Annotated in this window: 25 protein-coding genes and 1 tRNA gene; 9 read left to right on the top strand and 17 right to left on the bottom strand. The window is 64.3% G+C overall.

Annotated elements, in window-relative coordinates; all coding sequences use genetic code 11:
• Positions 1-32: 32 nt before the first annotated feature.
• Positions 33-917 (top strand): alpha/beta fold hydrolase, encoded by an 885-nt coding sequence (locus ACGHJ7_RS10680; protein ID WP_390477262.1) that lies wholly within the window; start codon positions 33-35, stop codon positions 915-917.
• A gap of 65 nt (positions 918-982) precedes the next feature.
• On the opposite strand, the gene rplS is transcribed toward ACGHJ7_RS10680, so the two are convergent.
• The 9 genes from rplS to ACGHJ7_RS10725 all read right to left on the bottom strand — a co-directional run bounded on the left by rplS (position 983) and on the right by ACGHJ7_RS10725 (position 6230).
• Positions 983-1372, bottom strand: a complete 390-nt coding sequence (gene rplS / locus ACGHJ7_RS10685) for a 50S ribosomal protein L19 (RefSeq protein ID WP_390477264.1) — start codon at positions 1370-1372, stop codon at positions 983-985.
• A complete protein-coding gene (gene trmD, locus ACGHJ7_RS10690; RefSeq protein WP_390477267.1) occupies positions 1369-2142 on the bottom strand; it encodes a tRNA (guanosine(37)-N1)-methyltransferase TrmD in 774 nt (257 codons plus the stop codon). The genes rplS and trmD overlap by 4 nt, the downstream gene beginning before the upstream one ends.
• An 11-nt stretch (positions 2143-2153) precedes the next feature.
• A complete protein-coding gene (locus ACGHJ7_RS10695; protein ID WP_390477270.1) occupies positions 2154-2429 on the bottom strand; it encodes a hypothetical protein in 276 nt (91 codons plus the stop codon).
• 116 nt (positions 2430-2545) lie between these two features.
• A complete protein-coding gene (locus ACGHJ7_RS10700) occupies positions 2546-2836 on the bottom strand; it encodes a hypothetical protein (RefSeq protein WP_390477272.1) in 291 nt (96 codons plus the stop codon).
• 140 nt (positions 2837-2976) lie between these two features.
• Entirely contained in the window at positions 2977-3498 is a 522-nt protein-coding gene (gene rimM, locus ACGHJ7_RS10705) for a ribosome maturation factor RimM (RefSeq protein WP_390477275.1), read from the bottom strand.
• A 3-nt stretch (positions 3499-3501) separates the two neighbouring features.
• On the bottom strand, positions 3502-3972 hold the full coding sequence (gene rpsP, locus ACGHJ7_RS10710; protein ID WP_390477277.1) for a 30S ribosomal protein S16: 471 nt from the start codon (positions 3970-3972) through the stop codon (positions 3502-3504).
• Positions 3973-4008: 36 nt separating this feature from the next.
• A complete protein-coding gene (gene ffh, locus ACGHJ7_RS10715) occupies positions 4009-5472 on the bottom strand; it encodes a signal recognition particle protein (RefSeq protein ID WP_390477280.1) in 1464 nt (487 codons plus the stop codon).
• Positions 5473-5728: 256 nt separating this feature from the next.
• Positions 5729-5804, bottom strand: a tRNA-Ala gene (locus ACGHJ7_RS10720).
• Between the two features lie 90 nt (positions 5805-5894).
• A complete protein-coding gene (locus tag ACGHJ7_RS10725; RefSeq protein WP_390477283.1) occupies positions 5895-6230 on the bottom strand; it encodes a TIGR02300 family protein in 336 nt (111 codons plus the stop codon).
• Positions 6231-6413: 183 nt separating this feature from the next.
• Between ACGHJ7_RS10725 and aroA the strand changes: the two genes are divergently transcribed.
• The 7 genes from aroA to ACGHJ7_RS10760 all read left to right on the top strand — a co-directional run bounded on the left by aroA (position 6414) and on the right by ACGHJ7_RS10760 (position 12881).
• Complete coding sequence (gene aroA, locus ACGHJ7_RS10730; RefSeq protein WP_390477284.1) at positions 6414-7739, top strand: 3-phosphoshikimate 1-carboxyvinyltransferase; 1326 nt, start codon at positions 6414-6416, stop codon at positions 7737-7739.
• A complete protein-coding gene (locus ACGHJ7_RS10735; RefSeq protein ID WP_390477287.1) occupies positions 7736-8029 on the top strand; it encodes a permease in 294 nt (97 codons plus the stop codon). Before aroA ends, ACGHJ7_RS10735 begins: the two co-directional genes overlap by 4 nt.
• A complete protein-coding gene (locus ACGHJ7_RS10740) occupies positions 8026-8244 on the top strand; it encodes a hypothetical protein (RefSeq protein WP_390477289.1) in 219 nt (72 codons plus the stop codon). Before ACGHJ7_RS10735 ends, ACGHJ7_RS10740 begins: the two co-directional genes overlap by 4 nt.
• Positions 8241-8864, top strand: coding sequence for a (d)CMP kinase (locus ACGHJ7_RS10745; protein WP_390477292.1), 624 nt, complete (start codon positions 8241-8243; stop codon positions 8862-8864). Before ACGHJ7_RS10740 ends, ACGHJ7_RS10745 begins: the two co-directional genes overlap by 4 nt.
• Positions 8865-9350: 486 nt before the next feature.
• Positions 9351-11051 carry a 30S ribosomal protein S1 gene (gene rpsA / locus ACGHJ7_RS10750; protein WP_390477293.1) on the top strand — a complete coding sequence of 567 codons (1701 nt, stop codon included), beginning with the start codon at positions 9351-9353 and terminating at the stop codon, positions 11049-11051.
• Between the two features lie 94 nt (positions 11052-11145).
• Positions 11146-11904, top strand: a complete 759-nt coding sequence (gene gloB / locus ACGHJ7_RS10755) for a hydroxyacylglutathione hydrolase (RefSeq protein WP_390477296.1) — start codon at positions 11146-11148, stop codon at positions 11902-11904.
• A gap of 2 nt (positions 11905-11906) precedes the next feature.
• Positions 11907-12881 carry an NADPH:quinone oxidoreductase family protein gene (locus tag ACGHJ7_RS10760; RefSeq protein ID WP_390477299.1) on the top strand — a complete coding sequence of 325 codons (975 nt, stop codon included), beginning with the start codon at positions 11907-11909 and terminating at the stop codon, positions 12879-12881.
• A 53-nt stretch (positions 12882-12934) separates the two neighbouring features.
• On the opposite strand, the gene ACGHJ7_RS10765 is transcribed toward ACGHJ7_RS10760, so the two are convergent.
• From ACGHJ7_RS10765 to ACGHJ7_RS10800, 8 genes are all read right to left on the bottom strand, one after another.
• Positions 12935-13471, bottom strand: coding sequence for a hypothetical protein (locus tag ACGHJ7_RS10765; protein ID WP_390477301.1), 537 nt, complete (start codon positions 13469-13471; stop codon positions 12935-12937).
• Positions 13464-13958, bottom strand: a complete 495-nt coding sequence (locus ACGHJ7_RS10770; protein WP_390477303.1) for an ATPase — start codon at positions 13956-13958, stop codon at positions 13464-13466. Before ACGHJ7_RS10770 ends, ACGHJ7_RS10765 begins: the two co-directional genes overlap by 8 nt.
• A gap of 92 nt (positions 13959-14050) precedes the next feature.
• Positions 14051-14278 (bottom strand): F0F1 ATP synthase subunit C, encoded by a 228-nt coding sequence (locus tag ACGHJ7_RS10775; protein ID WP_390477306.1) that lies wholly within the window; start codon positions 14276-14278, stop codon positions 14051-14053.
• 36 nt (positions 14279-14314) lie between these two features.
• A complete protein-coding gene (locus ACGHJ7_RS10780) occupies positions 14315-15073 on the bottom strand; it encodes a F0F1 ATP synthase subunit A (RefSeq protein WP_390477456.1) in 759 nt (252 codons plus the stop codon).
• Positions 15074-15161: 88 nt separating this feature from the next.
• Positions 15162-15497 (bottom strand): AtpZ/AtpI family protein, encoded by a 336-nt coding sequence (locus ACGHJ7_RS10785; protein WP_390477309.1) that lies wholly within the window; start codon positions 15495-15497, stop codon positions 15162-15164.
• 178 nt (positions 15498-15675) lie between these two features.
• Complete coding sequence (locus ACGHJ7_RS10790; protein ID WP_390477312.1) at positions 15676-16071, bottom strand: YdbL family protein; 396 nt, start codon at positions 16069-16071, stop codon at positions 15676-15678.
• A gap of 22 nt (positions 16072-16093) precedes the next feature.
• Positions 16094-16249, bottom strand: a complete 156-nt coding sequence (locus ACGHJ7_RS10795; RefSeq protein WP_390477459.1) for a YnbE family lipoprotein — start codon at positions 16247-16249, stop codon at positions 16094-16096.
• A 125-nt stretch (positions 16250-16374) separates the two neighbouring features.
• On the bottom strand, positions 16375-19653 hold the full coding sequence (locus ACGHJ7_RS10800; protein WP_390477315.1) for a YdbH domain-containing protein: 3279 nt from the start codon (positions 19651-19653) through the stop codon (positions 16375-16377).
• A gap of 73 nt (positions 19654-19726) precedes the next feature.
• Here ACGHJ7_RS10800 and radC point away from each other — a divergent pair, with 73 nt between their 5' ends.
• A complete protein-coding gene (gene radC / locus ACGHJ7_RS10805) occupies positions 19727-20443 on the top strand; it encodes a DNA repair protein RadC (protein ID WP_390477461.1) in 717 nt (238 codons plus the stop codon).
• The last annotated feature ends 46 nt before the right edge of the window (positions 20444-20489 follow it).

Genomic DNA, 20489 nt, shown 5'->3' on the forward strand with positions numbered 1-20489 from the left:
TACAAGCCCCCTCTTACAAGGATGCCTGTCCCGTGACCGAACCGACACTCGACGATTGGCGCAGGCAGGCAAGCACCTTTGCCTTTGGCGACTGCAACATCGCCTACTGGACGGCCCTTTCTTCGGATGGCGGTTCCGGCAGGCCGCTGCTGCTGGTGCACGGCTATCCCACCGCCGCCTGGGACTGGCACAGGGTCTGGACCCGGCTCGCCGCCCGGTACAGCCTGGTGGCGCCCGACATGATCGGCTTCGGCCTCTCGGACAAGCCGCGTGCCGCCGCCAGCTACTCGATTCATCGCCAGGCCGACATGCACGAGGCGCTGCTGGCCGATCTCGGGATTTCCGAATACGATGCGCTGGTCCACGATTACGGCGTGTCGGTCGGGCAGGAACTGCTGGCCCGCCGGGCGGAGGGATCGGGGGCGCGGGGCCTCGGCAAGGTCGTCTTCCTCAATGGCGGCATCTTTCCCGACCAGCACCGGCCCCGCCCGATCCAGAAACTGGGCATATCGCCGCTGGGTTTCCTGGTCGGCTGGCTGACCACGCGAGAGAAATTCGGGCGGAGTTTCTCCGAAGTCTTCGGCCCCGATACCCAGCCGACGACACGGGAACTGGACGAATTCTGGTCGCTCATCACGCATGATCGCGGCAACCGGATCATGCACCGCCTGCTGCACTATATCGCCGACCGGCAGGAACACGCCGGGCGGTGGTTCGATGCGCTGGACCGGGCGCAAGGCGATATCGGCCTGATCAACGGCGCACAGGACCCGGTATCGGGCCGCCATGCCTACGATGCCTGGTGTGACCGCCTGCCCGGTGCTCGCCACCATCTGATCGAAGGCGTCGGCCATTATCCGCAGGTGGATGCCCCGGCCGAAACCGCCGAAGTCGCGCTCGGCTGGCTCTCCACATAGGAAAAGGGCGCCCCGGTGATCCCGGGACGCCCTCTCTTGGTGTCATTATATGGAAGGTGCGACGCTTATGCGTCCGCCTTCTTCGTGTCCTTTGCCGGACGGGTGTCGCGGCGCTCGGCAATACGGGCGCTCTTACCGGTGCGGCCACGCAGATAGTACAGCTTGGCGCGGCGCACGACACCGCGGCGAACCACGGTGATGCTGTCCACGATGGGCGAATAGAGCGGGAAAACACGCTCCACGCCTTCGCCGAAGCTCATCTTGCGAACGGTGAAGTTGCTGCCCATGCCGCGGTTGGAGCGGGCGATGCACACGCCTTCGAAGTTCTGCACACGCTCGCGCGTGCCTTCGACGACCTTCACGCCGACACGCACGGTATCACCGGCGCGAAATTCGGGAATGTCCTTGCCGAGATTGTCGATTGCCTCGGCTTCGAGTGTCTGGATCAGGTTCACTGGTCCGTACCTTTCTGTTCATGCCGCTCGCCAGAGGCAGACTGGACCCGAGCGTCACTGTGACGCTCCCACAAGTCCGGCCTGCGTAACCGTGTATCGGTTTCCGACGCAGCCTTTCGCCACGCCGCAACCTTCGCATGATCCCCCGATCGCAGCACTTCAGGGATCGTGCGCCCTTCCCACATCTGAGGCCGGGTATATTGCGGATACTCGAGCAGTCCTTCCTCGAAGGATTCCTCGGTACCGCTGGAAGCCGCGCCCATTACTCCGGGAAGCAGCCGAATGCAAGCGTCGAGTATGGCGAGCGCCGCCGGTTCGCCGCCCGACAGGACGACGTCCGCGAGCGACACCTCCTCCACGTCGCGGGCCTCGAAAATCCGCTCGTCGAAACCCTCGAACCGGCCGCACAGGATCGTGACGCCGGGTCCGGCCACGAGCTCGCGGATGCGGGCCTGCGTTATCGACCTGCCCCGCGGTGTCATGGCGAGCACCGGCGCATCCGGCTGCGCCGCGCGGGCGTGGTCGATTGCCGCGCCCAGCACATCAGCCTTCAGCACCATTCCTGCCCCGCCGCCGGCCGGCGTATCGTCCACCGTGCGGTGCTTGTCGGTGGCAAAGTCGCGGATTTGCACGGTCTCCATCGTCCAGTCCCCCCGCTCCAGCGCTCGTCCGGCCAGGGATACGCCCAGCGGCCCGGGAAACATCTCCGGGTAAAGGGTCAGGACGGTCGCGGCGAACGGCGCGGCGGCAGGTTTCGCTTCATCGGGCATGGCCTGCGCGCCTAGGCGTTGCGGCGGCGGAAATAAAGCAGTGCAGCGGTAAAGCAGGTGATCGCCAGCCCGGCGAGATACCAGATCGCGGCGTCGCCCCAGCCGAGCCCGCGCACGCCGAGAAGAAACGCGATGACGAAAGGCACCAGCGGTATGCCCGATGCGGCCAGCAGCATCTTGCCGCCATAGCGCCAGCTCTCCTGGAACATCACCCAGGTCAGGCCGATGCACGGCACCGCGATCAGCAGCGCGGTGACGATCAATGTCCAGTGGAAAGCCCCGATCATGTGCGTATCCTATACGCTTTGCCGTGCCAGCGGGAGGGGCGATGCGGATGCGTCCCGATCCGGCACTTCCAACGCGGGTTTTCCGCGAAGCGGGTGCGCGCGCTTTCGGTACCGCCTCAGCGCAGCGCGCGTGTCCCCTTGCGGTCGATGGCACGATTGACCGCCAGGCATGCCCCGATCCCGGCCAGCGCAGCCGCGCCGAGAGTCAGGACGTCCGCCCCGCTCGCCACGACGCTGTCGCGCGGGCCGAGCATGAAGGCGAATCCCGTGGCCACCGGAGCGAGGCCCGCAAGGCCGTGCCGCAAAACCCCGCCCATCTGCCCCGAGGTCGCACGCATGACGGCAGACAGGGCCGCTGCGCCGCCGGTGCAGGCCGCTATCAGCAAAGTCGGATTTTCGATCAGCATATTAGGGTCATCCCTTCCCGTGACATGGCCGGGCGTTTTCCCGGCAGGCGATTTCACAGCGCCTTTCAAAGCTGGGGATTACCATCCGGGTCGTGGCGTTCTCGACGCGCCGTCCACTTCGCTCTGCGGACGGCATCGATTTATGGAAGATCGCAGAAATCCCGCGCGACGACCACGCGCTGCGTATTCCATTCCGGCACTGCGGCTTTCGTCACCGGGACCATGAAGGTCTTCATGCCCTTTTCAGGCGCAGGGACTTTCTCGATCTCGATGATATCGGTCGCACCGAAATTCTCGACCGCGATGACGGTTCCGATCGTCTCACCCGTGTCGTCGACGACGTCGAGGCCGATCAGGTCTGCGTGGTAATACTCGCCCTCTTCCAGCGCAGGCAGGTCGCTGCGGTCGACGCTCAACTGCGTGCCGCGCAGTTTTTCGGCCGCCGACCGGTCAGGCACCTCGGCGAAGCGGGCGATGGCCCCGCCCTTGTTGTCGCTGCGGACCTTCTTCAGGGTCAGCCCGCCTTCGATGCCGCTGGCGACGAAGCTCTTGTGCGCCTTCAGCGCATCGAGCCCGTCGCCCAGCAGCTTCAGGCGCACTTCGCCCGCCACGCCATGCGCGCCAGTGATGGCAGCCAGCGTGACGGGCGCTTCGCCTGGCAAGGCTTACTCGCTCTTCGCTTCTTCTTCGCCGCCTTCAGCAGCAGCGTCTTCGGCGGGAGCGTCTTCGGCCTTGGTTTCTTCCTCGGCCGGAGCGTTCTTGGCTTCTTCCTCGGCAGCCTTTGCAGCTTCAGCGGCGTCGGCTTCCTTCTGGGCCTTTTCCTCGGCGCGCTCGGTGGCCTTTTCGCCCGGCTTCGCCTTGTTCGGGTTGTTGCGGGCTTCACGCTCGCGGATGCCGGCTGCATCGAGGAAGCGGGCGACGCGGTCGCTCGGCTGGGCGCCAACGCCGAGCCAGTACTTCGCGCGCTCTTCGTTCAGCTGGACGCGCTTCTCGTCGTCCTTGGCGAGCAGCGGGTTGTAGGTGCCGATCTGCTCCAGATACTTGCCGTCGCGCGGCTTGCGGCTGTCGGCAGCCACGATGCGGTAGTAGGGACGCTTCTTGGCGCCGCCGCGGGAAAGTCGAAGTGCAATTGCCATGATAGTTTCCTTTGGTAATTCAATCTGTTGAAAAGGTTATTTCTTCTTGTTCAATAGGTTCGCCAGGTCCGGGGGAATGTTCCCGTCGCCGCCCGGTGCGCCCATGCCGGGAAGGCTCGGCATGCCGCCGCCGCCCATTCCGCCCGCACCGCCAGCGCCGCCGCCGCCGAACATGGCGGCCAGGCCCTTCAGCCCGCCCATCTTCTTGATCTGTTTCATCGCGCGCGCCATTTCCTGATGCATCTTCATCAGCTTGTTGACGTCCTGGACGGATGTCCCGCTGCCTGCGGCGACGCGCTTCTTGCGCTTGGCGTTCATCAGCGCAGGGTTGGCGCGTTCCTTTGCCGTCATGGAGCCGATGATCGCGTCGAGGCGGTTCAGATAGCCGTCGTCCACGCCGCTGTCGGCCATCGCGGCCTTGGCCTTCTTCATGCCCGGCATCATGCCGGCCAGCGCGCCCAGCCCGCCCATGTTCTGCATCTGGCGCAGCTGCATGCGCAAATCGTTAAGGTCGAACTTGCCCTTCGCCATGCGCTTGGCGAGCTGCTCGGCCTCCTCCTCCTTGATCGTGGAGGCGGCCTTTTCCACCAGGCTGACGACATCGCCCATGCCCAGGATCCGGTCCGCGACGGAGCGGGGGCGGAAGGGTTCGATCGCGTCCAGCTTCTCGCCGGTACCGGCAAACTTGATCGGCTTGCCCGTGACCGCGCGCATGGACAGGGCCGCACCGCCGCGCGCATCGCCGTCCATCCGGGTCAGGACCACACCGGTCAGCGGCACTTCGCCAGCAAAGTTCTGCGCGACATTGACCGCGTCCTGGCCGGTGAGGCTGTCGACCACCAGCAGGACCTCTGTCGGGTCGGAGACGCTGGCAACGGCCTTCATCTCGGCCATCAGCGCCTCGTCGACATGGAGGCGGCCCGCCGTGTCGAGCATGAGGACGTCGTAATTCTGGAGCTTCGCCGCACCCATGGCGCGCCGCGCGATATCGATCGGCTGCTGGCCATCCACGATAGGCAGGGTCGCGACATCGATCTGCGTACCCAGCACCGCCAGCTGCTCCTGCGCGGCCGGGCGATTGACGTCGAGCGAGGCCATCATGGCCTTCTTGCCGTGCTTTTCGCGCAAATACCGCGCCAGCTTGGCCGTGGTCGTCGTTTTACCCGAACCCTGCAGGCCGACCATCATCACGACGACCGGCGGCTTCGCCTCGAGGTTGATGTCCTCGTGGCCTTCGCCGCCCAGCATTTCGATCAGTTCGTCATTGACGATCTTCACGACCTGCTGGCCCGGCGTCACCGATTTCAGGACGCTTTCGCCGACGGCCTTTTCCGTGACGCGGTCGATGAAGCTGCGCGCGACCGGCAGGGCGACATCCGCCTCCAGCAGCGCAACCCGCACTTCGCGCATCGCATCGCGCACGTCCTGTTCGCGCAAGGCGCCGCGGCCGCGCAGGCGGTCGAACGTGCTGCCGAGCCGATCGGAAAGTGCGTCGAACATAGGCGTTCACAACTCCAACACCCGGGGGAACCCCCGGTAAACGCGAAAAACGCCGGCGGACGAAAACTCGTCGGCCAGCGCGCGATCGGAACGATCGGCTATAACAATCTCAATCCATTTTGCCGGATTTCTGTTCAGGTCGGAAGCGAAAATCGTGCCGGGCGAGAACCGGAGCGCAGCGGACACCAAGTCCGTGAGCACCGGAAGCGCAGTGCGGCGCGATTTGCAGCCCGTCCTGAACGAAAAGACGGTAAAATGGTGGAGCCTAGCGGGATCGAACCGCTGACCTCAACACTGCCAGTGTTGCGCTCTCCCAGCTGAGCTAAGGCCCCAATCATTTTTGTGCGGCACCCATATCATGCGTGCCACCCTTGCGGGAAGCGCCCTTTAGAAAGGGCAGCTTCCGGATGCAAGGACTAAACTCAACTTTCCGGTTCGTCCTCGTCGTCGCCCTTGCCCTTGGACACGCCGAGATCGTCGTCGCCGCCGAGATCGACTTCGTTGTCGGGCGAATCCTCGTCCTCGTCGACGTCGATATCCAGATCGTCGTCGGCCAGGTCGCTGTCCGCCTCGCCGTCCTTCTTCTTCTTCTTCTCGTCTTCCTCGAAGGTGATGGGCTGCTTCGCCTTCAGCACCGGCTCCGGAGTCCATTCCTCACCGCATTCGATGCAGGTGACGGGGTCTTCCTTGCCGAGGTCGTAGAAACGCGTTCCGCATTTGGGGCAGGTGCGCTTGGTGCCCCATTCAGGCTTCGCCATGATCGTTCAGTCCTTGTGGTCGGGCCCGGCATGACACCGGATGGGGTCCGTGCGGGCCGCGTCGAAAATCTGGTTCCTTGATGGGGCGCGCCTGCGCCCGAATCAAGAGTGCGGCGCGCCTTGCCATGCGCCCCTCGCGCTGTCAAAGCCGCGCCTCCCCTGTCACCATGCGCCCAGGACCGGATGAACAGCCAGCCTTCCCCCCACCGTTTTGCCCCCGGAACGCCGCTGACCGGCCGGATTCGCGTCCCCGGCGACAAGTCCATCAGCCATCGCGCGGTGATGCTCGGCGCGCTTGCCATCGGCGAGACGCGCGTCACCGGCCTGCTGGAAGGCGAAGACGTTCTGGCGACCGCCGCCGCCATGCGGGCCATGGGCGCGCAGGTGGAGAAGACCGGAGAGGAATGGCGTATCCATGGGGTGGGCGTCGGGGGCCTGTTGCAGCCGCAGGGTGCGCTGGACATGGGCAATAGCGGGACCAGCACGCGGCTGCTGATGGGCCTCGTCGCGGGCCACGGCATTACCGCGACCTTTACCGGCGATGCCAGCCTGTCGAAGCGCCCAATGGGCCGGGTGATCGAACCGCTTTCGCGCATGGGCGCACAATTTCATGGACCCGCTGGCGGAACCCTGCCGCTGACGATGGAGGGCGCGCATCCCGCCGTGCCGATCGAATACCGCCTGCCGGTGGCCAGCGCACAGGTGAAAAGCGCGGTTTTGCTTGCGGGGCTCAACACGCCGGGCATCACCACGGTGATCGAGCCTGTGCCGACCCGCGACCATTCGGAACGGATGCTGCGCGGTTTCGGCGCGGTGCTGGAAGTAGAGGACGCAGGCAACGAGCGAATCATCCGCATCCACGGCGATGCCGAGTTGCGTCCACAGACGATCGAGGTGCCGGGCGATCCCTCCTCCGCCGCGTTCTTCGCAGTGGCCGCCACTCTGGTCGAAGGCAGCGACCTTACCATAGAGAATGTCGGCCTGAACCCGACCCGCGCCGGCCTGTTTGGCGTCCTGCGCCAGATGGGGGCGAGTATCGAGGAAGAGAACCCGCGCGAAGTCGGCGGGGAGCCTGTCGCCGACCTGAGGGTCCGCCATGCCCCGCTGACGGGGACCCGGGTCGACCCCGCCATCGCCCCGTCGATGATCGACGAATTCCCCGTCCTGTTCGTCGCTGCCGCGCTGGCCAAAGGAACGACCGTCACCACCGGGCTGGAGGAATTGCGCGTCAAGGAAAGCGACCGCCTGTCCGCCATGGCGGCCGCGCTGGAAAGCGTGGGTGCGCAGTTGGAGGAAACAGAAGACGGCCTCACCATCCACGGCACCGGCGGCGAGCCTTTGCGCGGCACGGCCAATGCGCCCGTCACGACCCATCTCGACCACCGCATCGCCATGAGCATGGCGGTGGCCGGCCTCGCCTCGGCAGACGGGGTGGAGGTCGACGACACTCGCCCAATCGCGACCAGCTTCCCCACGTTCCGCGACTTGCTGGCCGAGGCGTCGCAGTGAACGGCTCGCTCGACATCTATTCGCTGATCGGCTTCGTCGGCACGGCCTGCATCATCGGCGCCTACGCCTACCTGACCTGGAAGGACCGGCCCAATCCGTGGATCCTGCATGGCACGAACCTGACCGGCGCTGCCTTGCTGACGGTTTCGCTGCTGGTCCATACCAACTGGCCGAGCCTGGTTCTGGAAGGATTCTGGGCAGCCATCGCCATTACCGGGCTGGTGAAGGCTGCGCGAAAATCCCGCGCGGACGCGTCGGCCGAAATCCGCCCCAGGAAAGCTGCCGAATGATCCGCCGCTCCCTCCCCATCTTCGTCTTCCAGCTCGTGGCCGGGCTGGTTGCTTTCATGGTCCGCCAAGGCACGATGCCGGAAGGGCGAAACCTACTGGGTGCGGTCCTGTTCGCGGGGCTGGCGGCGCCGGCCATCCGATTGTTCTGGGACAAGGAACGGGCAAACCGGCAAGCCACCATCGAACGCGCCCGCAAGAGGACAACCAGACCATGATCATCGCCGTCGACGGCCCCACCGCCAGTGGCAAGGGCACGATTTCCAAGGCGCTGGCCGAACATTTCGGCCTGCCCCATCTCGACACCGGGCTTCTGTACCGCGCGGTCGGGCGGCAGGTGTTCCTGGATGGAGGCGACCCGGACAATGCCGGCGATGCACTGGCCGCGGTAACCTTCCCGGACAGCCTGCTGGCCGACGCCTCGCTGCGCAGCGAAGTCGCGGGCGGCATGGCCAGCCAGGTCTCTGTCCACCCAGCGGTGCGGCAGGCGCTGTTCGAACGCCAGCGCGCCTTTGCCGATCAGGATGGCGGCGCAGTGCTCGACGGCCGCGATATCGGGACCGTCATCGCGCCCGATGCGGATGTGAAGCTTTTCGTGACGGCATCGGTCGAGGCGCGTGCAGACCGCCGCTATGCCGAGATGAAGGGCCGGGGCGAGGACGTAAGGCTGGAAGTCATCGCGCAGGACCTGCGCCAGCGCGACGAGCGCGACCGCAACCGTGCCGAGGCGCCCTTGGTGGCAGCACCCGACGCCTATGTTCTCGACACCTCCACACTGGGCAAGGAAGAGGCGATCGCCGCAGCCATCGATGCTGTGCGGCAGGCGCTCGGGACGTAATCGCCCGCGCAGCAAAATTTCCTACATTTGAAATATCGATACAATCCGCCCCTTTTCCGGCGCCGCGTGACTGAGCCTGTAAAACCGCAGGAAACCGCCGGTTTTAGAGGGTGACGCCAAAGCCCGACGTGTCACTTGTGTCACCCTGCGCGCCGTCCGGCAGGGGCTCGGCCGCGCTCCACTTCGCTCCCCTTCCCGCGCCCGGCGACGGCCCGGCCTTTTGCTTGCTTTTTGCCCGTCCTGCGCGTAAGGGCGCGCCTGTCTGAAGGACATCCCCTCACGGCCATCCGGTTTCCCCGCGCCCCCGGCGCTGTCACCGGTCATTGCCGGAGCCCTGCCCGCAAGGACACCCGCGACGGCATCCGGCCCCGCGGGCACGATCGGCCCTCTTGCCCCGCCAGCCTGCGCAATGGTGCGCCGGAAGCGGTGAAAGACCCCGGGTAAACCGGTGGCCGGAAGCAAATGTGAAACAGGACCTGTAATCCTATGGCATCTACCGCCAATCCCACGCGCGACGATTTCGAAGCGCTGCTTAACGAACAACTCGGCAATGCCGACGATGGTGGCTTCGAAGGCCGCGTCGTAAAAGGCACCGTGACCGCGATCGAAGCGGGCATGGCCATCGTCGATGTCGGCCTCAAGAGCGAAGGCCGAATCGATCTGAAAGAATTCATGCGCGGCGAAGACGAGCACGGCCTCGAAGTCGGCTCCGAAGTCGAAGTCTATGTCGACCGCGTCGAGAACGCCGACGGCGAAGCCATGCTCAGCCGCGACCGCGCCCGCCGCGAAGCTGCCTGGGACAAGCTGGAAAACGAATTCGGCGAGGAAAAGCGCGTCGAAGGCCGCATCTTCGGCCGGGTCAAGGGCGGCTTCACCGTCGACCTCGATGGCGCCGTGGCCTTCCTGCCCGGTTCGCAGGTCGACATCCGTCCCGTGCGCGACGTCACCCCGCTGATGGAACAGCCGCAGCCCTTCCAGATCCTCAAGATGGATCGCCGCCGCGGCAACATCGTGGTCTCGCGCCGCGCCGTTCTGGAAGAAACGCGCGCCGAACAGCGCAGCGAACTGATCGAACAGCTGGCTGAAGGCCAGGTCATCGACGGCGTCGTGAAGAACATCACCGATTACGGTGCCTTCGTCGACCTCGGCGGTATCGACGGCCTGCTCCATGTCACCGACATGAGCTACAAGCGCGTCAACCACCCGACCGAGATGATCGAGATCGGCCAGACCGTGACCGTCCAGATCATCCGCATCAACGCCGAAACCCAGCGCATCAGCCTCGGCATGAAGCAGCTGGAAAGCGATCCGTGGGATGGCGTGTCGGCCAAGTACCCGGTCGGCGCGAAGCTGACGGGCACCGTCACCAACATCACCGAATACGGCGCCTTCGTGGAGCTGGAGCCGGGCATCGAAGGCCTGGTTCACGTTTCCGAAATGAGCTGGACCAAGAAGAACGTCCACCCGGGCAAGATCGTCAGCACCTCGCAGGAAGTCGAAGTCGTCGTCCTAGAAGTCGACAGCGAGAAGCGTCGCATCAGCCTCGGCCTGAAGCAGGCGCAGGGCAATCCGTGGGACGACTTCGCAGAGAAGTATCCGGTGGGCGCGAAGGTCGAAGGCGAAGTCAAGAACGCCACCGAATTCGGCCTGTTCATCGGTCTTCCGGGCGACGTCGACGGCATGGTCCACATGTCCGACATCGCATGGGGCATCTCGGGCGAAGACGCGCTGGCCCTGCACCGCAAGGGCGAGCAGGTCGAAGCCATCGTTCTCGACGTCGATGTCGACAAGGAACGCATCAGCCTGGGCATGAAGCAGCTTGAAAAGGGTGCTCCGACCGAAGCGGGTGCCGGCAGCGACCTGCGCCGCGGCCAGGTCGTCACCGTCACCGTTCTCGAAGTCCGCGATGGCGGTCTGGAAGTCCAGGTCGGCGAAGACGGCGCAACCGGCTTCATCAAGCGTTCGGACCTCGGCCGCGACCGCGACGAACAGCGTCCCGACCGTTTCCAGGCCGGCGCCAAGGTCGATGCACAGGTCACCGGCTTCGATCGTTCGAAGAAGCCGACCTTCTCGATCAAGGCCCGCCAGATCGCCGAGGAAAAGGAAGCAGTGCAGCAGTTCGGTTCGTCCGACAGCGGTGCATCGCTCGGCGACATCCTGGGCGAAGCGCTGAAGAAGAGCGACTAAGCACAGCGCTCGAAAGAGCAGACAGAAAGGCCCGCCCGCTCATTCGAGCAGGCGGGCCTTTCCTACATGGGGGCAGGTGCGATATGCAGGCACCATGTCATTGCAAGTTCACCAGTTCCCCTGCCTGTCCGACAATTACGGATTCCTGTTGCACGATCCCGATAGCGGCGAAACGGCAGCCATCGATACGCCCGACGGAGAGGAATATCTCCGGCAGGCAGAAGCCAGGGACTGGCGGATCACGCAGATCTGGAACACCCACTGGCATCCCGACCATGCCGGCGGAAACAAGGCGATCGTCGAGGCAACCCGCGCGTCCGTCATCGCTCCGCAGGAGGTCGAGAAGCTGTCGCCCATCGACCGCATCGTGGACCATGGCGACACCGTGACGCTCGGCGCCCATGAAGCATCGGTTATCGACGTGTCTGGCCACACGAACGGCCACATCGCCTTCCACCTTGCCAGTGCCGGCATGGCTTTTGTCGGCGACAGCGTCTTCGCGCTGGGTTGCGGGCGCATGTTCGAGGGCGAACCGCAGCAGTTCTGGGAGAGCCTCAAAAGGATCAAGGCCCTGCCCGCGTCCACCACGCTCTACTGCGCGCACGAATATACAGCCGCCAATGCGAAATTTGCGCTGCACGCAGATCCCGATAACGCTGCGCTGCAAAGCTACGCGGAGGAGATTGCGGCGAAGCGCGATCGCGGCGAGCCGACCGTTCCGACACGGCTTTGCCGCGAACTCGAAACGAACCCCTTCCTGCGCGCCGACGATCCGGCGCTGATGGAAAAATGGGGCGGCAGCGCGCCACACGAGACGTTTGCCGCGCTGAGATCGGCCAAGGATTCGTTCTGAGAATGCGCGCCCTCGTCGTTTCGAACCTGTCGGACGACCTATCCGGCGTCAGCCTTACGCACCTTCCTCCACCTCTGCGCTCTCGGGACGAAGTGCTGGTGAAAGTGAGTGCGGCGTCGCTCAACTACCCGGACCTGCTGATGACGCGGGGCGCGTACCAGTTCAAACCGGAACCGCCTTTCACGGCCGGAATGGAGCTGGCAGGCGAAGTGCTCGAATGCGATCCGGGCTCGGGATTTGCCGTCGGCGACCGGGTGACAGGCGGAGCGAAAACGGGCGGGTTTGCCGAGCTGGCGGGCGTTCCACAGGAAAACCTGCGACGCATTCCGGACGAGGTCGGCCATGCCGAGGCGGCGGCGGCCGGCGCGGCCTATTCCACGGCATATACCGCTCTGGTCGAGCTTGGCGGTCTGAGCGCAGGCCAGACCGTCCTGGTCCACGGCGCCAGCGGCGGGGTCGGTCTCGCCGCCTGCGACCTTGCGAAGGCGCTGGGCGCAACGGTGATTGCGGCCACGCACACAGAGGAAAAGCGGGAAATCCTCGCCAAGTTGGAATGCGTGGACCACGTGATCCTCAACACAGGCGGCTTCCGCACCGACATCGCCGACCTGACTGGCGGGCGGCTATGCGACCTTGTGCTAGATCCCGTGGGCGGTGACGTTTTCGACGAAAGCACACGCTGCGTCGCATTCGGCGGGAAGCTGCTGGTGGTCGGTTTCGTCGCCGGGAGAATTCCCGAGATTGCCGTCAACATTCCCCTCATAAAGGGGTTTTCCGTCGTCGGCGTTCGCGCCGGGGAATATGCGCGCCGTTTTCCCGAACGCGGAGCGGCGATCCGCGATGCCGTGGATGCCCTGATGGTCCAGGGACGGATAAAGCCCCGCATCGACCGCATCCTGCCGCTGGATCGCTGGCGCGAAGCGTTCGGCGCCATGGAGGCAGGAGCGATTACCGGAAAAATCGTTCTGGAGCCATGATACGAAAAGGGCGGCCCTCTCGGACCGCCCTTCGGAATTCGGGTTGTCGAGCCTTAGAGCCCGGCGATCACCTCGTCGGCCAGTTTGCGATCGGCTTCGGCATCATGCTTCGCAGCGATCAGATTCCGGCTGGCGGCAGCAGCGGCCGCAGCAGCACGGTTGCGGACATCCTGCACAGCCTCACGCTCGGCCGCGGCAATGGTGTCCTCGGCCATGCGCTTGCGGCGCTCGACCAGCGTCTTGCTGTCGGCTTCGGCCTTTTCGAGAAGGGCATCGGCCTCGCGCTGGGCGTTTTCCATCATCGCCTCGGCGTCCTTTTCGGCACCGGCGATCTTGCGCGAGTATTCGTCGCGCAGGGCCTCGGCCTCGGCACGCAGGCTTTTCGCCTCTTCGAGCTGTTCCTTGATCGCGGCGATACGCGCGTCGAGGCCGCCGGTGATCAGGCCCGGAACTTTCTTCCAGATCATGACTGCGATCAGGACCAGCATCGAGATCGAGACGATCTGATAGGGTTCGAGGATCCCCCAAAGGCTGGGCCCTAGGGATTCGGGGACGTCGACCGTGGTGAAGACTTCGGGCGCGTTAGACATGGGCCATGGCCTCCTTCACAGCCTTGGTCGCGGTAGGCTTGGTCACCTTCACGCCGGCAAGACGCATCGTGATATCCTGTGCAGCCTCGGCAGCGACGCCCTCGATTTCCGCCAGCGCGCTTTCCCGCGACGCGGCAATGCGCGTCTCGGCTTCGGCCAGCTTGGTATCGAGACGCTTCTGCGCCGCAGCAATTTTCTTTTCCGACTTCGCGGCAGCATCGGCCTTCGCCGCAGCAACCAGTGCCTGCGCCTTGTCGCGATTTTCGTTCTCGCGAATGCGCCAGGCTTCCTCTTCCTCGTCCGCACGGTCCCTTGCTGCCTGCGCAGCGGCAAGGTCGTCGGCGATCTGCTTGTCGCGATCACCCACGGTGGCCATCACGCGCGGGACCATGCCCCGCCCGACGACGAAGAATACGAGGCCGAAGAAAACCAGCAGCCAGAAAATCTGGCTGGAATATGTTTCGGCGACCTGGGCTATCTGGGGCATTGCATGCGTCCTGCGTTACGGCAGTCGGGAACAGGCTGGCGACGCGGGCCGGACAAAAGCCCGGCCCACCTCACCAAATTCAATCTCGTCGATCAGGCGACGAAGATCAGGATCATGGCCACGACGAACGACAGCAGGCCGAGAAGTTCTGCTGCGGCGAAGCCGATGAACAGGCGGCCCTGCTGGCCGTCGGCGGCACCCGGATTGCGCAGCGCGCCTTCGAGGTACTTTGCGAACACGTTACCCACACCCAGTGCGGCGAGACCGGCACCTACAGCGGCGAGACCGGCTCCGAGCAGCTTTGCAGCTTCAGCTTCCATTTCAAACTCCTTTGGAAAAACGTATTGAATTGACGATTAGTGAAGGTTCTCTGCGTCGTTGATATACAGCGACGTCAGAAGAGCAAAAACATAGGCCTGGATACCGGCGACGAGGATTTCCAGCGCGCTGATACCGATCATCAGGATGAAGCTGGGCGCACCGACCAGAAGGCCGATACCCGCACCCGCGTTCACACCGTCGATGACGAAGCCCGACAGAACCTTGAGAAGGACGTGTCCGGCCATCATGGCAACGAACAGACGCAGCGCCAGGCTGAAGGGGCGAACGAGGAAGGAGATCAGCTCGATCGGGAACAGGATCGGGATCATCGGCAGCGGCGTGCCGTGCGGCACGAACAGGCTGAAGAAGTGCAGGCCGTGCTTCCAGAAACCGACGGTCAGGACGATGGCGAAGCTGATGACGGCCAAGACACCAGTGACGGTAAAATGACTGGTGAAGGTGAACGGATGAATGCCGACCACGCCCAGCGGCAGCAGGCCGAGCAGGTTCGCGAACAGGATGAACATGAAAAGCGAGAATACGTAAGGGACGTATTTCTTGCCTTCCTTGCCGATATTGGCCTGGACCATGTCGTCGATGAAGCCGGTGAAGCTCTCGACCATGACCTGCCAGCGGCCGGGCACGATCTCGCGCTTCATGCCGCCCCACACGAACACGACCAGCACGATCGTGGTGATCATCATCCACATCGAGCTGTTGGTAAAAGCGATGTTGAAACCGGCAATTTCCCAGTTCTCCGAACCGAGAATCGGTTCGATGTGGAACTGGTGCATCGGGTCGACTTTGCCCTCTTCGGCGGCCACGATAATTCCCTGTGCGTTTGCGCCAGATGGCGCGTTCGGTTTCCGTCCGGCGCGTCGGTCAGTCGCCGTCCGGCGGACTGTCCAACGAAGTGTTCGCCGTCCTGATGATGTTCCTGAAGGCCACGACTATCCCGAGGAACAGACCGACCAACAGACCCCAGGGCGAGGTATCGAACAGCGAGTCAAACGCGAACCCGATTACCAGACCGCCGAGAATCCCGCCAAGCAGGTCCGCCAGCACGCGGTTGCCGCTGCGATAATTCGCATCGGCCCCGCTTGCCTTGGGACGGTTGCGTTCACTTTCACGCTCGGATGCGGCCTTCAGCCGCCGTTCGAGCGCGTCGATTCGCGCATCCTCGGCAATGGGTTCCCGTGCGGACTTGTCATCGCTCATGCCTTGCTCCTGTCGGGGAATGCGCGGCACGGGCAAGACCTGCCCGCCGAGGGCGCGCTCCCCTTAGGTGGGGGGCGTTGGCAAGTCAACCGATGCAAGCCCGGGATTGAGTCATCGAATGAAGCGAGCGGTCACTGTGCACGACTGGTGTTCCGCACTGGGTTTCAGGGACAGCGATTCAGGGACAGCGGGGGTCGCGCCGGGGTGCCGCGCCGGTACGGGTTTCCCACGTTCCGCCGGGTGCCTCGTATTTTTCGCCCGGCTGTGTGCGGTTGATCAGCACGCAGCCCTGCGTGAAGGCGTATTCCTCGATCGTGGCAGCCTGCGCCTGCGCCCTCTGGGTATAATTCGCGCGGCGTTTGATATTGAGGTCGGCAACCAGCTTGCGGATTTCCGCGCTCTGGTTCCCGACGACGCCGAGATAGCCGTCCATCTTTTCACCGACCGCCCCATTGGCGCGCGCCGCGGCATAGGCCGGGTCCCGCTGCGCCGATGCGGCGGAAGGCATGACCAGGGCCGCTGCCGCCAATCCGGCGAGCGCCGTTCCGAACATCGTATTTGCCTGTTTCAGCATCTTCATATCCTTCCACCCGCAATCAGAAGATATCGGGATTTTCATCGATATTTTCGCGAACATCGTCCGCCAGCCTGTAAATCACTTCCTGACGGATATTGATATTCAGTTCGATCACGATCGGTTCCGCAGGCGCATTGACCTGTATGCATCCGCCAAGAGCCAGCGAAGCTGCCATCACCAACGCCGCCGGCCGTCCATATTCACCGCGACGCACCTTCGCGCCACCCTGGCTCACCTGCATTTCCCTTACATTGCAGGGAGCTTTCGCAAACCGGCCGCAGCACGTCAATTTATCTACTTTCATCGCATAATCTCGCTGTCCGGGGTCTGAACGGTGTCGTCAGGCCGAATGGCCTCGTCTGGCATCAGAAGATCGTCCGGCGGTCTTGCCGGCGCGTCGTCGCCCGAAACGGACGGGCGCAGGCGCCCACCGGCATCGTCGACGAGGCCGATTTCGCGCGGGTCGCGAACATAGGCCGGATCGTAGATCGACCTGATATTCGTGAGCAGCTGGTAGAACGGCGCCCTGATATTCACGTTGAAACGGATCGGCAGGCTGGCCAGGCGCCGGGTCACGAAGTTCCGTTTCGCACCCTCCCCCTGCGTCACTCCGTCGAACCGGACCCTTGTCAGGATTTCGCCGGTCAGTGGCCCGTCGATACCGACGACCATCTGTTCGTATTTGAGCGAGCGAAGCGCATCGAAGGCAAAGTTCGCGATCGGCGAAAGGTCTTCGTAGGTCAGTTCGCCGACATAGGAGAAATTGCCGCCGGGCGCGCGTGCAGCCAGCTGTCCGTTCTCGATCCGCCCGTTGCCAATCTCGTCGAAGACAAGCTGCATCCGGCCATCGAACGTGCCGTCGGCAGAAAAATTCGCAAGCTCGAGCCGTTCGAGCAATTGCGACGCCTCCAGCCCGTTGATCGTGAAAATATACTCGCGGACTTCGCTTGCGCCAATGCGGATCGCCACCGGCTGCATCTCGAGCGTACCGCCGAGGAAGGGCCAGCTTCCCCCCTGCACATCGAGATATTCGCCACCGGTCAATGCAAACTGCACCGTCCCGTCGAAAACCTCGATACCCGGATTGAGCGAGCGAACGCTCAGGCGCTGTTCCGGCGCGGTCGTCAGGCCCAGCAGGTCGTCGAAGACGATCGTTCCACTGACGCCTTCCACCGGCCCGAAGGCGGCGGCGAGGTCCAGATCGTTCGACGAGAAGGAGCCGGTGCTGGTCACAGCGTCGGCGTTCCAGTCGATCCGGCCGTTCCCCGTCGCCCTTCCATCGACATTCGCGACGACACCCAGGGCGAGATCGGTCAGGTCGGTCGGCTGCAGACCGCTGCCGAATGTGATGCCCGAAACGTCGAGATCGGCAAATCCGGTCCCGCCTGCCAGATCGTGCCGTATCCGGGTCGCCACGATCTCCGCTTCGTTCACAGGGGTGCGCAGGATCGCATCGGCCAGGATGACGCCGTCGGCCAAGGTGAGTGACGCCCCTTGCGCAACCAGTGGCTCGAATCGCTCCTTTTCCTCGCGATCCTCGAGCATGAAAGCGCCATCGCCCACCGACAGCACGTTACCTTGATATTTCCAGTTGCCGCTGGCCGACAGGATGTCGAGCGGTACCGAGGCCAGCAATATGTCCGCGCCCTCGAACCGTCCGGAAAGGCGCGAACCCAACTGGCCGGTGAAGTCGCTCACCGCGAAACTCACCCCCGATTCGCGCGGGCCGAGTTGCACGTTCAGCGCTTTCGCGGTCAGCGTACCCGGCCAGGCAAATCCCACCGGACCGCTCGCGATGCGAAGCTGCGCCCCCCCGAACGTGCCGGCGAGATCGAGAGCGCTGGTCCCTGCCGCGATGCGAAGCTTCCCCGCCCCGGCCTGCAGCACAGGTTTGCCGGGCACCGGACACAGGTCGAGCGCCTGTCGGCCGAGTTCCAGATTGGCGTAGACGAGGCGGTCGAACCGCGCCTGGAAACATCGGTCCCATAAGGACAGCCCGCGCCCGGCATTCCACTGTCCGGTCACCGGCAGCACGAGGGAAGAAATTTGCCCGCCGGGCAAGACCCCGCTGGCGAGCACGCGGCCATCGAATGCAAGCGACCCGTCGGCAGACTGGCGCAGGGTCATCGCCGGTATGGCGAGGCGGTTTGCGCCTGCCCCGTATTCCGCCATCGCGATGGTCAGTGCCAATTGTCCGTTCCCGGCCTGCTCCATGCGCCCTTCGATCCGTGGCAAGTTCGGGCCACCGGTTGCGAAATTGCCGGAAACTCGGGGAATGGCGGAAGCGAAGGAGGCACTGCCCCGCGATATGGACGCCAGTACACTGCCGGACTTGCCCGTCAGCACTGCGCGGGGCACCGTGAGCAGGGCCGGCCCTTCTTCCGCGCGGTAGCGTGCCGTTGCGCGCAATTGCGAACCGGGAAGCTGGTCCCGCAATGCGTTTGAGAGCCGCGCAACGATAGGCACCAGCAATGTGCCCGACACCCCGGCCTCGACCTCGTCGAATCGCCCCTCGAATTCATTGCCGAGGGTGAGCCCCTCCGCCGTCCCGTCGATCGCCACATCCCAGCCGGAGAGTTCCTGTCCCGAACGGAAGCTGCCATCGGCCACCAAACGCCTTGCATTCGCAACGGCAGCGAGAATGTCACGCGACTGGATTTCATATCTTCCGACGAGACGATTCTCGGCGAGTTCTGCGCGGCCCGACAGATCGGTAAGTCCAGCCGCGAAATTGCCGGCGGACAATTCCCCGATGCGCCCTTCGAACGTCGCAGCGAGACCCGAAAATTCTTCGCGCGCAGTGATCACGACCGGCATGTTCACTTCGGCCAGCCGCGTCTCGCCTCCATTGCACCGCGCGCTATCGAGCCGCAGCGGGCCGCTGATGCGGGGATCGCCATCGATCAGTGTCAGGCGTCCGTAAATCGTGGCGGCGTCGACTGAACAATCGCCCGACACCAGGCGCGGTGCATTCGCGGCGAGCATTCCGGTAAACGTTTCCGACAGGCGGCCTTCGCCCTCTGCCTTCACCCCGACCAGCCCCCAGGGTGTGTCGATGCGGGCACGTCCGTCGATGATGGCGATATCGAGATCGGGCAGTCCGCCTTCTTCGTCCCGATCGCCGAACAACACCGCATCGAGCGATCCGAAACTCACCCCGTGTGGCCCTGCCTCGCCCCACAGGCGCGGGCGCACGAGGCGCAGCTGGCCGACCTCCAGGCCGAAGATACGATAGACGAGATCGACCTCCAGCCGGTCTATGGTCAGGTCCGGCCTTGCCGGTGACCCGATGACGATGTCGGTCAGAATCTGCCGGCGGCCCGAAATTCTTTCCACATTGTAGGTGACAGGAATGTCGTATTCGGCCAGCCGGTCATCGATGAAGCCGGCCGCCACATCGTCGCGGTTGATCCACAGGGCAAACAGTGCCGCAGCCAGCCCGAGGAACAAGGCCAGCAAGGCGCGCACCAGCCACTTGCGGCGATTGTGCCTGGGCCCTGCACCGGGCGCGGATTCGTCCGCTGGGAGATTGGCCTCGACCATCGCGCTCCACTTGCGCGCAGGTCCTTGCAAAGGCAATGCTTCCGGCAGATCGCGTCCTCAAGACCTTGCAGGGAAACTCTTGCCGCAAACCGACATTTCGAACGCCCGAATGCAGGACGATGCCAAGGACACGGGCCGGGATGCAGCCCGTCCCACCCATCCGGGCAAGGGCCACCGCCAGCGGCTGCGCGATCGCCTGCTGACCGGCGGGGCCGAAGCACTGGCCGATTACGAGGTTCTGGAATACCTTCTTTTCGGTGCGTTCCGGCAAGGCAACACGAAGCAATTGGCAAAGCGGTTGCTGGAGCGCTTCGGCTCGCTCGGCAATGTGCTCGATGCAGACCATGGCGCACTGGCAGAAGTGAAGGGAATGGGGGAAACAAGCGCTGCCGTGCTCAAGGCGACGGCGCTTGCCGCCCGCCGCATGGCGCGCAACCGCGTGCAGGAGAAGCCCGTTCTGGGCAGCTGGCAGGCGCTGCTTGACTACCTCGCGATCGACATGGCCAACCTGACGGTCGAACGGGTGCGCGTGCTTTATCTCGACACCCGGAACCGCCTCATCCGCGACCATCACATGGGCGACGGTTCGATCGACGAAGCTGCGGTTCATCCGAGGGAAGTCATCAGGCGCGGGCTGGATATCGGTGCAACCGCGCTGATCCTCGTCCACAACCATCCGAGCGGCAATCCGGAACCCAGCCGTGCCGACATCCAGATCACGCAGCGCATTGCCGAGGCAGGCAGGCTGCTGGGCATAACCGTCCACGACCACGTCATTGTCGGCAGCGAAGGCCATGTCAGCCTGCGGGCGAAGGGCTTGATATGAGCGGCTGCGCAGCCTAGCCGCGCCGCATCCCGTGAAGCCTTACCGG

The organism is Altererythrobacter sp. MTPC7, from assembly GCF_042851395.1.
Lineage (GTDB): Bacteria > Pseudomonadota > Alphaproteobacteria > Sphingomonadales > Sphingomonadaceae > CAJXSN01.

What these genes read in the sequence shown, in the direction of transcription:
- ACGHJ7_RS10790 (WP_390477312.1), bottom strand. Translation starts at nt 16,071, where the DNA reads ATGCTGAAACAGGCAAATACGATGTTCGGAACGGCGCTCGCCGGATTG.
- trmD (WP_390477267.1), bottom strand. Translation starts at nt 2,142, where the DNA reads ATGCCCGATGAAGCGAAACCTGCCGCCGCGCCGTTCGCCGCGACCGTC.
- ACGHJ7_RS10695 (WP_390477270.1), bottom strand. Translation starts at nt 2,429, where the DNA reads ATGATCGGGGCTTTCCACTGGACATTGATCGTCACCGCGCTGCTGATC.
- rpsA (WP_390477293.1), top strand. Translation starts at nt 9,351, where the DNA reads ATGGCATCTACCGCCAATCCCACGCGCGACGATTTCGAAGCGCTGCTT.
- ACGHJ7_RS10725 (WP_390477283.1), bottom strand. Translation starts at nt 6,230, where the DNA reads ATGGCGAAGCCTGAATGGGGCACCAAGCGCACCTGCCCCAAATGCGGA.
- ACGHJ7_RS10760 (WP_390477299.1), top strand. Translation starts at nt 11,907, where the DNA reads ATGCGCGCCCTCGTCGTTTCGAACCTGTCGGACGACCTATCCGGCGTC.
- ACGHJ7_RS10795 (WP_390477459.1), bottom strand. Translation starts at nt 16,249, where the DNA reads ATGGCAGCTTCGCTGGCTCTTGGCGGATGCATACAGGTCAATGCGCCT.
- ACGHJ7_RS10740 (WP_390477289.1), top strand. Translation starts at nt 8,026, where the DNA reads ATGATCCGCCGCTCCCTCCCCATCTTCGTCTTCCAGCTCGTGGCCGGG.
- ACGHJ7_RS10785 (WP_390477309.1), bottom strand. Translation starts at nt 15,497, where the DNA reads ATGAGCGATGACAAGTCCGCACGGGAACCCATTGCCGAGGATGCGCGA.
- aroA (WP_390477284.1), top strand. Translation starts at nt 6,414, where the DNA reads ATGAACAGCCAGCCTTCCCCCCACCGTTTTGCCCCCGGAACGCCGCTG.
- ACGHJ7_RS10770 (WP_390477303.1), bottom strand. Translation starts at nt 13,958, where the DNA reads ATGCCCCAGATAGCCCAGGTCGCCGAAACATATTCCAGCCAGATTTTC.
- radC (WP_390477461.1), top strand. Translation starts at nt 19,727, where the DNA reads ATGCAGGACGATGCCAAGGACACGGGCCGGGATGCAGCCCGTCCCACC.
- ACGHJ7_RS10700 (WP_390477272.1), bottom strand. Translation starts at nt 2,836, where the DNA reads ATGCTGATCGAAAATCCGACTTTGCTGATAGCGGCCTGCACCGGCGGC.
- rpsP (WP_390477277.1), bottom strand. Translation starts at nt 3,972, where the DNA reads ATGGCAATTGCACTTCGACTTTCCCGCGGCGGCGCCAAGAAGCGTCCC.
- gloB (WP_390477296.1), top strand. Translation starts at nt 11,146, where the DNA reads ATGTCATTGCAAGTTCACCAGTTCCCCTGCCTGTCCGACAATTACGGA.
- ACGHJ7_RS10775 (WP_390477306.1), bottom strand. Translation starts at nt 14,278, where the DNA reads ATGGAAGCTGAAGCTGCAAAGCTGCTCGGAGCCGGTCTCGCCGCTGTA.
- ACGHJ7_RS10780 (WP_390477456.1), bottom strand. Translation starts at nt 15,073, where the DNA reads ATGCACCAGTTCCACATCGAACCGATTCTCGGTTCGGAGAACTGGGAA.
- ACGHJ7_RS10745 (WP_390477292.1), top strand. Translation starts at nt 8,241, where the DNA reads ATGATCATCGCCGTCGACGGCCCCACCGCCAGTGGCAAGGGCACGATT.
- ACGHJ7_RS10765 (WP_390477301.1), bottom strand. Translation starts at nt 13,471, where the DNA reads ATGTCTAACGCGCCCGAAGTCTTCACCACGGTCGACGTCCCCGAATCC.
- ffh (WP_390477280.1), bottom strand. Translation starts at nt 5,472, where the DNA reads ATGTTCGACGCACTTTCCGATCGGCTCGGCAGCACGTTCGACCGCCTG.